The following is a 13,437-nucleotide window of genomic DNA, read 5'->3' as shown; positions in this document are numbered from 1 at the left end:
GTCAGCGTGCGCTGCGGCGCCGCTGGCACCGCGGGCAGAAGTGGCTCGACCGGTTGGTGAAGCTCACCCGCAGAATCGGCGTGCCGCAGCGCGGGCACGGCTGGCCGGTGCGGCCATAGGCCCGCAGCGAGTGGGCGAAGTAGCCGGCCTGCCCGTTGACGTTCACGTACTGCGCGTCGAAGCTCGTGCCGCCCTCGGCGAGAGCACGCTCGAGCACCACACGCACCTCGTCGAGAAGGCGGGTGACGGTGCGCGTAGCGAGCGCCCGGGCCGGAGTCTCCGGGTGCACGCGCGCCGCCCACAGCGACTCGTCGGCGTAGATGTTGCCGATCCCGCTGACGGTCGTCTGATCGAGCAGTACGCGCTTCACGGCCGACACGGATGCCCCCACCCGACGCCGGAACAACGCCTCGTCGAACGCGGGGTCGAGCGGATCGCGCGCGATGTGCGCGGCCTGCACCGGTACCAGCGCCACGTCCGAGCCGAATCCGCCCGCGGCGCCGTCGATCGTCGGCACGAGATCGTCGATCGCGAGCGACCCGAATGTGCGCTGGTCGGCGAACACCACCGCGAGCTCTCCGTGCCGCGGGTGGGCGAGCTCGATGCGCACGCGTTCGTGACGCTCCGCCGGCGCGCCGGGCGCGCGCAGCAGCAGCTGGCCGCTCATACCAAGATGACCGACGACCGCCCGGGCTGCGGCATCCGTCTCGATCGGCAGCCAGAGGAACTTGCCTCGGCGCACCGCACCGGTGAGCACACGACCGGTGAGGGCGCTCTCGAAATCGGATGCCGCGCCCCGGTGGCGCGTCAGGGCACGGTCGTCGAGCACCGTGACGCTGACAACGCGGGCACCGGTGACGGCGGGCGCGAGACCCGCGCGCACGACCTCGACCTCGGGAAGCTCAGGCACGCCCGGACAGCGTGTTCCACGCGGCGAGGGCGGCGGCCATCTCCGCGTGCTTCTTGCTCGTGCCCGACCCGCTGCCGGCGACGTCACCGACGGCGACACGCGCGGTGAACACCCGCGCATGGTCGGGTCCGTCGGAGGCCACCGAGTAGGTCGGTGCCGGGCGACCGAGCCGTGCGGCGAGCTCTTGCAGGCTCGTCTTCGGGTCGATCGCCGCGCCGTAGCGGTCGGGGTCGGCCAGGAGCGGCTCGATGAGCCGCAGCACGAGGCCGGTCGCCGCGTCGGCTCCCGCCGAGAGATAGGTGGCGCCGATGAGCGCCTCCGTCGTGTCCGCGAGGATGGAGTCCTTGTCCCGCCCGCCGGTGAGCTCTTCGCCTCGGCCGAGGCGCACATATTCGCCGATGCCGACCCGCCTCGCGGTCTCGGCCAGGGCAACCGTGGAGACGACGCTCGCGCGTCGCTTGGCGAGCGCCCCTTCGTCGAGATCGGGATTCTCGCGATAGAGCTTCACTGTCACGGCCTGCCCCAGCACCGAGTCGCCGAGGAACTCGAGGCGCTCGTTGTGCGGGATCTGCCCGTGCTCGTACGCGTACGACCGATGCGTCAGGGCCAATGCCGCAAGCTCGGGGTCGATGTCGACCCCGAGCTTGCGGAGGAGTGCGGAGGTGTCCGCGGAGACGTCGCTCACCGAGCGGGTCTCAGATGTCTGCGACCTTGCGGCCCTTGTACTCGAGGAACAGCTCGGTGCCCTGCGAGTCGGTGACGACCTTCGCCTGGTGGGGGCGGCTGTAGACAACCTTGCCGTTCTCGATGGTCTTGACCAGCGCGGGCGCTTCGGCCTTCCACTGCGCGCGGCGCGAGCGGGTGTTCGAGCGCGAGACCTTGCGCTTCGGAGGGTTACCTGCCATGGGTCTTCCTTTTCGTTCTAGGAGTTCTGGGGTGTCCGCCCGGACTCGCCGGACTCATCGTTCTGTTCCGCTGCGAACTTCTCCAGTGCCGCCCAGCGTGGATCGAGGGCCTCACCGGATGTCGCGCCGCTCTGCTCGTCCAGAAGCTCGCCGGTCTCGGGGTCGAGACCGGGGCACTCTGGCCGGCACACCGGCTGGAACGGAAGCGAGAGGACGATGGCATCCCTGACCACAGTTTCAAGATCCACGTGGTCGTCTTGAACCTCGAAGTCGTTCGCTTCCTCTCCAGGATACGCGAAAAGCTCCTGGAACTCGACATCGACGGGCGCGGCGATCTCGGTGAGGCATCTGCCGCAGATGCCTTCGTAGTCGGCGTGCACGTCGCCGGTGGCGAGAATCCCCTCGTGCACCGACTCCAGCCGCACATCGAGCTCGACGGCCGAACCCGACGGGACGGCCACGAGACCCTCGCCCCACTTCTCGGCGAGCGGCACGTCGATCGAGTGCTCGCGCATCTCGCCGGGACGGCGCACGATGTCGCGGACGTTCAGGCTGAAGGGGCCGGGCCGGGAGTTCCTCACCCCGGAATCCTAGCCCGGCAGGGAACGCGCGGGGCCGGTCAGATGCCGCGCGCGCCGGTGTCGAGGAACCGCGCCACCGGGGCCGGAACGTACGGCGAGACATCGCCGCCGAGCCCCGCGACCTGACGCACCAGAGAACTCGACACGAGCGCATGGGAGGGGTCGGGGAGGAGGAAGACGGTTTCGATACCGGCGAGGTGACGGTTCACGATCGCCATGGGCGTCTCGTAGGCGACATCCACCTGGGAACGGATGCCCTTGACGAGCACTCCCGCGCCCACGTCGGTGGCGTAGTCGACGAGGAGCCCGACACTCCACGACGCGACGGTGATCTTGCCCGGCACCTCGGCCTCGGCGATCGACTGCTCGAGGAGGCTCAGACGCTGAGCGATGGGCAGCATTGCCTCTTTGCCGGGGTTGTGGACCACCAGCACGTGGATCTCGTCGTACAGCGCGGCGGCCCGACGGATGACGTCGAGGTGACCGAGGGTGGGCGGATCGAACGATCCGGGAACGACGGCGATCCGATTGCTCACGCGGCCAGCCTAGTCGGGCGCGTCACGCGAGCCGGCCCCGAGTCAGTTCTTGCCGAGGGCCGCGCGCGTGTCGTCGTCGAGCCGCCGCTCGATCGCATCCCGCAGACCAGGGTGCGCCGTCAGCTGCGGATCGTCCGCCAGCAGTACGGATGCCTCGTCCCGCGCCTCCGCGATCAGATCGGCGTCGGCGACGACCCGCAGCAGGCGCAGCGAGCTGCGCGCGCCGGACTGCGCTGCGCCGAGCACATCTCCCTCGCCCCGCAGCTCGAGGTCGACCTCGGCGAGGACGAAGCCGTCGAGGGTGGCGGCCACCGCCTCCACCCGCTCGCGCGCCGGGCTGCCGACAGCCGCCTCCGTCACGAGGAGGCACAGCCCCGGCACCGAACCGCGACCTACCCGGCCTCGCAGCTGGTGCAGCTGCGAGACGCCGAAACGGTCGGCATCGAGCACGATCATCGTCGACGCGTTCGGCACGTCGACCCCGACCTCGATCACCGTCGTCGCGATGAGCAGGTCGACCTCGCCCGCGGCGACGCGGCGCATGACGGCATCCTTCTCGTCGCTCGGCATGCGCCCGTGCAAGATCTCGATGCGCACCTGAGCGAATCGCGGGAGCTGCGACAGGAGGGTCGCCACCTGGGCGACTCCCCAGGTCGGTCGGGAGGCTGCGGCATCCGTCGCCGACGGCGCGTCGCCCGGTTCGTCGACGTCCACGTCGATCGCGGCACACACGACGAACACCTGGCGGCCGGCCGCGACCTCCTCGGCAGCGCGATCCCACACCCGGCCGAACCAGCTCGGCTTCTCGGCGAGCGGCGCGACGAAGCTCTCGATGCCGGCGCGGCCGGGAGGCAGGGTGCGGATCGTTGAGACGTCGAGGTCTCCGAAGACCGTCATCGCGACGGTGCGCGGGATCGGGGTGGCGGTGAGCACGAGCACATGCGGGGCGGTGCCCTTCGCGCGCAGGGCGTCGCGCTGCTCGACCCCGAACCGGTGCTGCTCGTCGACGACGACGAGGGCGAGGTCGGCGAACGTCGTCGTGGCGCTCAACAGGGCGTGCGTGCCCACGACGATGAGCGACTGACCGGATGCCACCCGCAGCGCCGCCCGGCGACGGTCGGCCGCCGGCATCTGACCGGTCAGCAGCGTCGGGATGAGCTTCGCGGACAGGTCGGGTCCGAGCATCGCGGCGATCGATCGCAGATGCTGGGCGGCGAGCACCTCGGTCGGTGCGATGAGCGCCGCCTGCCCGCCGGACTCGGCGACCTGCAGCATCGCGCGCAGCGCGATGAGGGTCTTCCCGGACCCGACCTCGCCCTGCACGAGCCGGTTCATCGGACGCTCGGCGACGAGGTCTGCGGCGATCTGCTCTCCGACCGAGGCCTGATCGTCGGTGAGCGCAAAGGTGAGCCGGGCGTCGAAGGATTCCCGCAGCTCGCCGGCAGGGCGTGGTCGTGCGTGCAACGCCGCCACCGCCGCTCGTTGCTGAAGGAGCCCCGCTTGGAGCACGAGGGCCTCTTGCATCCGCAGCGTCTGCTGCGCGGGGGCGACATCGTCGATCACCGACGGCCGATGGATGTGCTCGAGCGCCGTGCGAGCGGGAAGCAGGGCGTGACGGCGCCGCAGGTCGTCGGGGAGCGGGTCGTCGACCTCACCGAGACCGTCGAGCGCCCCTTCGACGGCCTTGGCGATCGTCCACGTCGCCACGGCGGCCGTCGCCGGGTACACCGGGATCGGACGGCTCGCCAGCGCCTGCGCGGTCTGGGCCGCGGTCTCCAGATCGTCGAAGAGCTGGTAGTCGGGGTGCGCGAACTGCTTGCCGCCGCGGAACTCCCCCACCTTGCCCGAGAACATCCCCCGCCGGCCACGTCGCAGCTCACCCATCCGCCAGGACTGATTGAAGAACGTGAGGGAGAGCTGTCCCTCGCCATCGGAGATCACGACCTCGAGCAGCGAGCCGCGGCGGTTGTGCATCCGCCTCTCGGCGACCGACACGATCTCCGCGACGATCGACACCTGCTCACCGACCGTCAACGAGGCGATGGGCGTCAGTTCGCCCCGCAGCGCGTAGCGCCGCGGGTAATGCGCCAGCAGATCACCGACGCGGGCCATGCCGAAGGCCTTCGTCAGCGCCTTCGCGACCTTGTCGTCGAGCACATCGCCGAGCGGCGAATCGAGACGCAGCGGCGGCATGCTGCGAGTCTAGGGCGGGCCGCCGACAGGCCCGTCGCTATCGTGGGACGGTGACCCGGATCATCGCGGGAGCGGCCGGCTCCCTCACCCTCGAGGTGCCCGACGCCGGCACGCGGCCGACGAGCGACCGTGTGCGCGAATCGCTGTTCGGCGCGCTGGAGTCGGCCGATGCCCTGCGCGGCGCGCGCGTGCTCGACCTCTACGCAGGCTCCGGTGCGCTCGGCCTCGAAGCGATCAGTCGCGGTGCCCACCGCGCCGATCTCGTCGAGAAGGCGCCGCGGGCCGCTGTGGTCGCCGAGCGCAACGCCGCGCGGGTACGCCGAGCCGTGCCCGCCGCGACCGTGCGCGTGCACCGCGCTGCCGTCGAGGCGTTCCTGCGCGGGTTCTCGGACGACATCGACCTCGCCCTGATCGACCCGCCCTACGCGGTCGACGAGCAGGAGATCACCCGGGTGCTGACGCTGCTGATCCCGCACCTTGCGACGCACGCCGTCGTCGTCGTCGAGCGGGACGCCCGCTCCCCCGAGCCCCTCCTGCCGCCGGGCCTGCGCGTGTTCCGCGATCGGCGCTACGGCGACACGACCCTGTGGTGGATCGAACCCGACGACGGCGACGAACCGGGCACCGCCTAGCCCCGCGCGGAATCCCAGTCGCGGTACGGATCCCAGCCGGGAGGCCGGGTGACGGGCTCGCCGTCGAGCCGAAGGGCGATATCACCGGCCGGTCGCACGACTCCGATGGGACGGAACGGAGCCGGCACCGCAGCGCCCGCGGGATACGTCGCCAGCAGCGCGTGGTCCTCGCCGCCGCCGAGCGCGCGCTCTCTGTCCGGGCCGAGGGCCGCGGCATCCAGATCGATAGTGACGCCGGAGGCGCGGGCCAGTCGCGATGCATCGAGGGCGAGCCCGTCGGAGACGTCCATCATCGCCGTGGCTCCGGCGCGCGCGGCGATCACCCCCGCCCCGATGGGCGGCGAGGGGCGCAGCTGCGCGACGACGAGCTCGTGATCCTCGGGCGAGAGGCGCGCGCCCATCACCGGAACCGGCTGCCCGGCGTCGTCACGGAACCGAGTGAACAGGATGTCGAGCCCCGCCGCCGCACGGCCGAGCTCCCCGGCGATCGCCACGACGTCGCCGACCCTCGCCCCGGCGCGGGTCACCGGCGTCGTCACCGGTATGCCGAGAGCGGTCACCGCCACGGTCAGCGTGTCGGAGACGGTCAGATCCCCGCCCTCCACCGAGCAGCCGGGCGCCAGCGCATCACACGCCGCACGCAACCCCCGGGCCACGTCGGTCACGAACGACAGGCGAGTGTGGTCGGGCATCGCGAGCGCCACGAGCAGGGCCGTCGGGGTCGCTCCCATCGCCGCGACATCCGCGAGATTGACGGCCGCCGCCTTCCAGCCCAGGTCGAACCCGCTCGTCCATGCGAGCCGGAAGTCGGGTCCGTGCACCAGCGTGTCGACAGTGGCGACCATCCGACCCGAGGGAGCCGCGATCACGGCGGCATCGTCGCCGGGGCCGACCTCCGCGCGCGACGCGCCCACCTCCGCGAGGATCGCTGCGAGCACCTCGCCCTCCGACAGGGCGGCGACCGTCGGATCGGCGTCGTGCTGCGGCATCCCCCCACGCTACTCGGCGGCGGGACAGGTGCGAGTCGCTAGCCTGGACGGATGAGTCGGATGTCGCGCGCCCTCCTCGCCGCGACGGCGGCCGGATGCCTCGTGCTCACCGGCTGCGCCAGCACCGTCGCGCTGCAGCCCGCTCCGAACTCCGGCGCGTCAGCCTGCGCCGACATCTCGGTGCGTCTGCCATCCGACCTCGTCGGCAAGGAGCGCCGGTGGACCACCGCGCAGGCCACCGCAGCATGGGGGGACCCCGCTGCTGTGCTCTTCACGTGCGGTGTGACCCCGCCCGGCGCGACAACGATGCCCTGCCGCACGGTCGACGGCGTCGACTGGCTCGTCGATGACACCGACGCACCGCGCACACTCGTCACGACCTTCGGGCGGGTGCCCGCGGTGCAGCTCTACATCGACACCGACCCCACGGGCGGAGTGTCGAGCATCGACGCCCTCACTGCGCTCGGCCCGCTCATCTCGGCGTACACGACGGTGACATCCGAGTGCACCGCTCACGGCGGAGCGACCGCGGCGCCGACCCCCTGAGACTCAGGCGCGGACGACCCGCTCCAGAGCGGTGTCGACGAGCTCCGAGATCAGGTCCGCGTAGCTCAGGCCCGACGCGATCCAGCACTTCGGGAACATCGAGATCGGTGTGAATCCGGGCATCGTGTTGAGCTCGTTGACCACCGGGCCATGGTCGGTCAAGAAGAAGTCGACCCGGGCGAGACCACGCCCGTCGACCGCGGCGAACGCGCGCAGCGCCATCTCCTGCAGCGAGGACACCTCCCCGGCCGTGAGATCAGCCGGGCACACCACGTCGACGCCGTCGCCGCCGAGATACTTCCCCTCGAAGTCGTAGAACTCGCGGTCGCGCAGCACGATCTCCCCGACGAGCGACGCGCGAGGGGCGACATCCGCTCGCCCTTCGAGCACCCCCACCTCGACCTCGCGCCCGACGATGCCCTGCTCGACGAGCACCTTGTCGTCTTCGGCGAACGCGACCCGCAGAGCGGCGTCGAGCTCGTCGAGCCCGTGCACCTTGGACACACCGACGCTCGAGCCGGCTCGAGCGGGCTTCACGAACCACGGAAAGGATGCCTCGGTCAGCCGTGTGGCGACCACGCCCGGGTCGGCGCGCCACTCCGACTCGCGCACGGTGATTCCCGGGGATACCGGCACCCCGGCTGCCGCGAGCGCCACCTTCATGAAGTGCTTGTCCATGCAGACCGCGGAGTCGAGCACGCCGCCGCCCGCGTAGGGGATCTCGAGCGTGTCGAAGAAGCCCTGGATCGTGCCGTCCTCACCGTGCGCGCCGTGAAGGATCGGCAGGATCACATCCACCTCGCCGAGGTCCGCGATCTCGCCGTCCGCGCGACGCACCCGCAGCGACCGGCGTCCCGCGGGCTCGGGCCACAGAATGCGGGTGCCGTTGTCGACCACCTCGGGCAGGTGCGCGGGATCGAGCGCGAATTTGCCGGGATCGTCGTCCTCGAGCACGAACGCACCCGTGCGGGTGATGCCGACAGGGATCACCGCGAACCGGTCGCGATCAATCGCTCCCAGCACTCCCCCCGCTGTTGCGGAGCTGATCGAGTGCTCGCTGGATCTTCCCCCAAACAGAACCACTACGACCGGCTTGTCCATTCTGCGTCCTCTCCCCTTGGGGGGTGTCGTCGTCGGTGGTCAGGTGCGGAGCGATCTGACGGGGATCGAGGTCGCCGTCGAGCACCATCTTGACCTGCTCCACGATCGGCATCTGCACGTCGTGCTCGCGTGCGAGGGTGAGCACGGGCGTCACCGAGGCGAGGCCCTCCGCGGTCTGCTGCATCTGCTTGACGACATCCTGGAAGCTGTAGCCCTGCCCCAGCAGGCGCCCCGCCGTGTTGTTGCGACTCAGGGGCGACTGGCATGTGGCTATCAGATCGCCGAGTCCGGCGAGCCCCTGCAGTGTCTCGGCGCGCGCGCCCATGGCGACGGCGAAGTCGGTCATCTCGACGAGACCTCGCGTGATGATCGACGCCTTGGTGTTCTCGCCGTAGCCGACGCCGTCGACGATGCCGATCGCGACGGCGATGAGGTTCTTGAGCACACCACCGAACTCGGTGCCGATCACATCGGTGTTCACGAATGTGCGGAAGTAGTGATTGCGCGCGCGGCGGGCCACGAGCTCCGCCGTCTCCTGACTCGTCGAGGAGATGACCGCCGCGGTCGGCTGCTCACGGGCGATCTCGAGCGCGAGATTGGGGCCCGATGCGACGGCGATTCGGTCGGGATCGCAGCGCAGCTCCTGCTCGATGACCTCGCTCATGCGCAGATTCGTGCGCTTCTCGACACCCTTCATCAGCGAGATCACCGGCTGGTCGGTGCGGGAGAGGATGGGTCGCAGACCCTTGAGGTTGTGGCGGAGGGCCTGGCTGGGAACCGAGAGGAACACGAGCTCGGCACCGTCGAGAACCGCATGGAGGTCATCGGACGCCCACATCGTGCGCGGCAGATTGATGCCGGGCAGGTACTGACTGTTGCGCTTGGCCCTCGTGATCTCATCGGCAAGTTCGCGCCGACGAGCCCACATGCCGACCTGTGCCCCGCCGTCGGCCAGAATCTTGCCGAACGTGGTCCCCCAGCTGCCGGCGCCGATGACGGCGACGCGAGGGAGCTCGGGCTCGCCTCTACGAGTCAAGGCGACCCGTCTCCTTCTGGCCGTGCGCGGAGGGGTTCCAGCGCTCGGCCGGAGCCTTCTCACTGCGCAGCGTCTCCTCCAGCGAGGTGATTCCCTGCATCACCGCGGCCGTCACCGCTACAAGCGTGCTCTGCTCCTTGCCGTGACCGACATGAGCGGAGAGGTCCAGTGCCGGTCCGAACACGATGCGCACGCGCTTTCTCGGCGGCCAGAGCGAGAGCTTCCCGTATCGAGGGAGGATGCGCTGCGAGCCCCAGTGCGCGACCGGGATCAGGGGGATGTCCCCCGCGAGCGCGAGGCGCGCGGCCCCGGTCTTGCCCCGCATCGGCCACAAGTCGGGGTCGCGGGTGAGGGTTCCCTCGGGGTACACGATCACGCCGTGACCTGAAGCAACGAGGCGTCGTGCGGAGGCCACCGTCGAACTCGCCGCGGCGGCCGTCGACTCACGTGCGACGGGCACCATGCCGGTGACACGCAACGCCCAGCCGAGAACCGGCACGCGGAACAGACTCTCCTTGGCGAGGAAGCGCGGGGCGCGTCCGATGCGCCACACGGCGACTGCGACGATCAAGGGATCGATCTCGCTCATGTGGTTCGGCGCGACGACGTAGGAGCCCTCCTCCGGAAGGTTCTCCTCGCCCTCGATCTCGATGCGCGCGATGAGGCCGACGATGGGCACGATGATCGCGGCGAGCAGCCACCAGACGCTGGGCCGCGACTTCTCGGGCGATGCGCGTCTCTTGCGCGACGTGGTCGACACGGCTCAGCCGATGACGTCGAAGTCGGCGCCGAGTGCGCGCAGCTTGGCGAAGAAGTCGGGGTATCCACGCCGGATGATCCCGACGTTGCGCACGATCGACTCCCCTTCGGCGGTCAGCGCCGCGATCACATGGCTGTACCCGCCTCGCAGATCAGGGACGGTGATGTCGGCACCTCGCAATGCGGTCGGACCGGTGATGACGGCGGCCTGCTCGAGCGCGCGGCGCGCCACGCGACGCACGCCCTCCTGCAGTCCGTGGGGGTGCACGACGATGTCGGCGCCCATCTTCACGAGCGCCTGAGTGAAGCCGAAGCGGTTCTCGTACACCGTCTCGTGCACGACCGAGCGGCCCGACGCCTGGGTGAGTGCGACGATCAGGGGCTGCTGCCAGTCGGTCATGAAGCCGGGGTGCACATCGGTCTCGACGACAACGGGCCGGAGCTCGCCGTCTCGCCGGAAGAGGATCCCGTCCTCCTGCACGTCGAAATCGGCGCCGACCTTCCGCAGCACGTTGAGGAAGGTCAGCATCTCCTGCTGGCGTGCACCGGCGACGAAGATCTCGCCGTCGGTCGCGATCGCCGCGCTGGCCCAGCTCGCGGCCTCGTTGCGATCGAAGATCGCGCGGTGGTCGTAGCCCTTGAGCCGATCGACGCCCTCGATGAAGATGACCCGGTTGGGCTCGTAGGAGATGATCGCGCCCATCTTCTGCAGCACGGCGATCAGGTCCATGATCTCGGGCTCGATCGCAGCGTTGCGCAGCTCCGTGACGCCCTTCGCGCGCACTGCCGTCAGCAGTACCTGCTCCGTGGCGCCGACGCTCGGGTAGGGCAGGTGGATGCTGGCACCGCGCAGGCCCTGCGGCGCCGAGAGTCGGATGCCGCTCGGCAGCTTCTCGACCACCGCGCCGAACTTGCGCAGCGCGTCGAGGTGGAAGTCGATCGGCCGGTCGCCGATGCGGCATCCGCCGAGATCGGGGATGAACGCCTGCCCCAGGCGGTGCAGCAGGGGGCCGCAGAACAGGATCGGGATACGCGACGCGCCGGCGTGGGCGTCGATCTCCTCGAAGTGCGCAGACTCGACGTCACGGGGATCGAGCACGAGCGAGCCCGGCTCGACACCGTCTTCGACGCGCACGCCATGCACCTCGAGAAGAGAGCGCACGACGGCGACGTCGCTGATCTCGGGCACGTCGCGCAGGATGCTCGGGCTCTCACCGAGAAGAGACGCCACCATCGCCTTGGTGACGAGGTTCTTGGCGCCCTTCACCTCAACGCGACCGGAGAGCGGACGGCCGCCCCGGATCGAGATGATCTCGCCCTCCTCCTCTTTGCGTCCGCCTGCGATGGATGCGTCGCCTAGGAGAGTCATACGGTGCGGCCTCACTTCGTGGGAGCGTCCGGAACGGGGAGCGTCCGGGGCTTCCAGGACTCGCGTCGCGCCTCGTAGGCGGCGATGCGATCTTCGTTTCGAAGGGTGAGTCCGATGTCGTCGAGACCCTCCAGAAGCCGCCACCTAGTGTAATCGTCGATGTCGAAACCGACACGAAGGTCGCCGATGACGGCGGTTCGGGTCTCGAGGTCGACGGTGAGCTGCGCACCGGGGTCGGCATCGAGAACCGCCCAGATCGACTCGAGGTCGGCCTCGGAGATGACCCCGGCCACCAGGCCCTGCTTCCCGGCGTTGCCGCGGAAGATGTCGGCGAACCGGGGGCTCAGCACCACACGGAATCCGTAGTCGCGCAGCGCCCAGACAGCGTGTTCACGACTCGAGCCGGTGCCGAAGTCGGGACCGGCGACGAGCACCGACGCGCCCGCGTAGGCGGGCTGGTTGAGGATGAACTCCGGATCCTGGCGCCAGTTGGCGAACAGCGCGTCCTCGAATCCCGTCTTGGTCACCCGCTTGAGGTAGACGGCCGGGATGATCTGGTCGGTGTCGACGGCCGATCGATGCAGCGGGACGGCGACGCCGGTGTGGGCGGTGAACTTCTCCACGGTCAGGCCTCCTGTCGGGCGCCGGTCGCCACGGCGACGAGCGGTTCGAGATCCGCGGGGCTCGAGAGGGTGCCTCGCACAGCGGTGGCGGCGGCCACGAGGGGCGACACCAGATGCGTCCGCCCGCCCTTGCCCTGACGTCCCTCGAAATTGCGGTTCGACGTCGACGCGCAGCGCTCCCCCGGCGCGAGCTGGTCGGGGTTCATTCCCAGGCACATCGAGCATCCCGCGAACCGCCATTCGGCGCCGAAGTCGGTGAACACCTTGTCGAGTCCCTCGGCCTCAGCCTCCAGGCGCACCCGGGCGGAACCGGGAACCACCATGACGCGCACGCCCGGCGCCTTCGTGCGACCGCGCACGACATCCGCGAACGCGCGCAGGTCCTCGATACGGCTGTTGGTGCACGAGCCCATGAACACGGCGTCGACCGCGACATCCTTCAGCGGGGTGCCGGCCGCGAGGTCCATGTACTCGAGCGCACGCTCGGCGGCGGCCCGCTCGTTCGGGTCCGAGAAATCGGACGGCGTCGGCACGACGTCGCCGAGCGACACACCCTGGCCCGGGTTCGTGCCCCACGTGACGAACGGCTCGAGGGCCGCGGCATCCAGGTAGACCTCCGCGTCGTAGACCGCACCCTCGTCGCTCGGCAGCGTGCGCCAGTAGGCGACGGCGTCGTCCCAGTCCGCGCCTCGCGGCGCGTGCGCACGGCCCTCGAGGTAGGCGAAGGTCGTGTCGTCGGGGGCGACCATACCGGCGCGCGCCCCCGCTTCGATCGACATGTTGCACATCGTCATGCGGCCCTCCATCGAGAGGGACCGGATCGCCGAGCCGCGGAACTCCAGCACGTAGCCCTGGCCGCCGTTCGTGCCGATCTTGGCGATGACAGCCAGGATGATGTCCTTCGCGGTCACCCCGGGCTTCAGCTCGCCCTCAACGGTGATCGCCATCGTCTTGAAGGGCTTCAGCGGCAGCGTCTGGGTCGCGAGCACGTGCTCGACCTCGCTCGTGCCGATGCCGAACGCCATGGCCCCGAACGCGCCATGGGTGGACGTGTGGCTGTCGCCGCACACGACCGTGATACCGGGCATCGTGAGACCGAGCTGGGGACCCACGACGTGCACGATGCCCTGCTCGCGGTCGCCGAGCGAGTGCAGGCGCACCCCGAACTCGGCCGCGTTGCGACGCAGCGTCTCGATCTGGGTGCGGCTCGTGAGGTCGGCGATCGGCTTGTCGATGTCGAGTGTCGGAGTGTTGTGG

15 protein-coding genes are annotated in these 13,437 nt (G+C 70.1%); 2 read left to right on the top strand and 13 right to left on the bottom strand.

Features of this window, described 5'->3' with window-relative positions:
* Position 1: 1 nt before the first annotated feature.
* The 6 genes from mutM to ABT08_RS02530 all read right to left on the bottom strand — a co-directional run bounded on the left by mutM (position 2) and on the right by ABT08_RS02530 (position 5,125).
* Positions 2–910: a bifunctional DNA-formamidopyrimidine glycosylase/DNA-(apurinic or apyrimidinic site) lyase gene (gene mutM, locus ABT08_RS02555; RefSeq protein WP_288113909.1), complete on the bottom strand. Its 909-nt coding sequence runs from the start codon at positions 908–910 to the stop codon at positions 2–4.
* Complete coding sequence (gene rnc / locus ABT08_RS02550; RefSeq protein WP_045248450.1) at positions 903–1,595, bottom strand: ribonuclease III; 693 nt, start codon at positions 1,593–1,595, stop codon at positions 903–905. Before rnc ends, mutM begins: the two co-directional genes overlap by 8 nt.
* Positions 1,596–1,605: 10 nt before the next feature.
* On the bottom strand, positions 1,606–1,815 hold the full coding sequence (rpmF, locus tag ABT08_RS02545) for a 50S ribosomal protein L32 (protein ID WP_045248451.1): 210 nt from the start codon (positions 1,813–1,815) through the stop codon (positions 1,606–1,608).
* 17 nt (positions 1,816–1,832) lie between these two features.
* Positions 1,833–2,330 carry a YceD family protein gene (locus tag ABT08_RS02540; protein ID WP_045248562.1) on the bottom strand — a complete coding sequence of 166 codons (498 nt, stop codon included), beginning with the start codon at positions 2,328–2,330 and terminating at the stop codon, positions 1,833–1,835.
* 104 nt (positions 2,331–2,434) lie between these two features.
* On the bottom strand, positions 2,435–2,932 hold the full coding sequence (gene coaD, locus ABT08_RS02535) for a pantetheine-phosphate adenylyltransferase (RefSeq protein WP_045248452.1): 498 nt from the start codon (positions 2,930–2,932) through the stop codon (positions 2,435–2,437).
* 42 nt (positions 2,933–2,974) lie between these two features.
* Complete coding sequence (locus ABT08_RS02530) at positions 2,975–5,125, bottom strand: ATP-dependent DNA helicase RecG (RefSeq protein WP_056206946.1); 2,151 nt, start codon at positions 5,123–5,125, stop codon at positions 2,975–2,977.
* A gap of 50 nt (positions 5,126–5,175) precedes the next feature.
* Between ABT08_RS02530 and ABT08_RS02525 the strand changes: the two genes are divergently transcribed.
* Complete coding sequence (locus ABT08_RS02525; protein WP_056206948.1) at positions 5,176–5,757, top strand: RsmD family RNA methyltransferase; 582 nt, start codon at positions 5,176–5,178, stop codon at positions 5,755–5,757.
* On the opposite strand, the gene thiL is transcribed toward ABT08_RS02525, so the two are convergent.
* Positions 5,754–6,746, bottom strand: a complete 993-nt coding sequence (thiL, locus tag ABT08_RS02520) for a thiamine-phosphate kinase (RefSeq protein ID WP_288113902.1) — start codon at positions 6,744–6,746, stop codon at positions 5,754–5,756. The genes ABT08_RS02525 and thiL overlap by 4 nt on opposite strands.
* Before the next feature lie 60 nt (positions 6,747–6,806).
* Here thiL and ABT08_RS02515 point away from each other — a divergent pair, with 60 nt between their 5' ends.
* Positions 6,807–7,292, top strand: coding sequence for a DUF3515 family protein (locus ABT08_RS02515; protein ID WP_048808872.1), 486 nt, complete (start codon positions 6,807–6,809; stop codon positions 7,290–7,292).
* A 3-nt stretch (positions 7,293–7,295) separates the two neighbouring features.
* On the opposite strand, the gene ABT08_RS02510 is transcribed toward ABT08_RS02515, so the two are convergent.
* The 6 genes from ABT08_RS02510 to leuC form a co-directional block, all read right to left on the bottom strand.
* Positions 7,296–8,393, bottom strand: coding sequence for a D-alanine--D-alanine ligase family protein (locus ABT08_RS02510; RefSeq protein ID WP_288113900.1), 1,098 nt, complete (start codon positions 8,391–8,393; stop codon positions 7,296–7,298).
* Positions 8,299–9,429: an NAD(P)H-dependent glycerol-3-phosphate dehydrogenase gene (locus tag ABT08_RS02505; protein ID WP_056519872.1), complete on the bottom strand. Its 1,131-nt coding sequence runs from the start codon at positions 9,427–9,429 to the stop codon at positions 8,299–8,301. Before ABT08_RS02505 ends, ABT08_RS02510 begins: the two co-directional genes overlap by 95 nt.
* Positions 9,419–10,189 (bottom strand): lysophospholipid acyltransferase family protein, encoded by a 771-nt coding sequence (locus ABT08_RS02500; RefSeq protein WP_288113898.1) that lies wholly within the window; start codon positions 10,187–10,189, stop codon positions 9,419–9,421. Before ABT08_RS02500 ends, ABT08_RS02505 begins: the two co-directional genes overlap by 11 nt.
* A gap of 3 nt (positions 10,190–10,192) precedes the next feature.
* Positions 10,193–11,557, bottom strand: a complete 1,365-nt coding sequence (gene murA / locus ABT08_RS02495) for a UDP-N-acetylglucosamine 1-carboxyvinyltransferase (protein ID WP_045248460.1) — start codon at positions 11,555–11,557, stop codon at positions 10,193–10,195.
* An 11-nt stretch (positions 11,558–11,568) separates the two neighbouring features.
* Complete coding sequence (leuD, locus tag ABT08_RS02490) at positions 11,569–12,180, bottom strand: 3-isopropylmalate dehydratase small subunit (protein WP_056519875.1); 612 nt, start codon at positions 12,178–12,180, stop codon at positions 11,569–11,571.
* 2 nt (positions 12,181–12,182) lie between these two features.
* Positions 12,183–13,437: 3-isopropylmalate dehydratase large subunit (gene leuC / locus ABT08_RS02485; protein ID WP_288113897.1), on the bottom strand; the 1,255-nt coding region annotated here is incomplete at its 5' end.

The organism is Microbacterium sp. SCN 71-21 (assembly GCF_001725695.1).
GTDB classification, from domain to species: Bacteria; Actinomycetota; Actinomycetes; order Actinomycetales; family Microbacteriaceae; genus Microbacterium; species Microbacterium ginsengisoli.
This window is presented reverse-complemented; position numbering and strand designations above follow the sequence as displayed.

Coding starts and splice junctions, on each gene's coding strand:
- murA (WP_045248460.1), bottom strand. CDS start 11,557: ATGACTCTCCTAGGCGACGCATCCATCGCAGGCGGACGCAAAGAGGAG.
- rpmF (WP_045248451.1), bottom strand. CDS start 1,815: ATGGCAGGTAACCCTCCGAAGCGCAAGGTCTCGCGCTCGAACACCCGC.
- ABT08_RS02510 (WP_288113900.1), bottom strand. CDS start 8,393: ATGGACAAGCCGGTCGTAGTGGTTCTGTTTGGGGGAAGATCCAGCGAG.
- thiL (WP_288113902.1), bottom strand. CDS start 6,746: ATGCCGCAGCACGACGCCGATCCGACGGTCGCCGCCCTGTCGGAGGGC.
- ABT08_RS02530 (WP_056206946.1), bottom strand. CDS start 5,125: ATGCCGCCGCTGCGTCTCGATTCGCCGCTCGGCGATGTGCTCGACGAC.
- ABT08_RS02540 (WP_045248562.1), bottom strand. CDS start 2,330: ATGCGCGAGCACTCGATCGACGTGCCGCTCGCCGAGAAGTGGGGCGAG.
- ABT08_RS02515 (WP_048808872.1), top strand. CDS start 6,807: ATGTCGCGCGCCCTCCTCGCCGCGACGGCGGCCGGATGCCTCGTGCTC.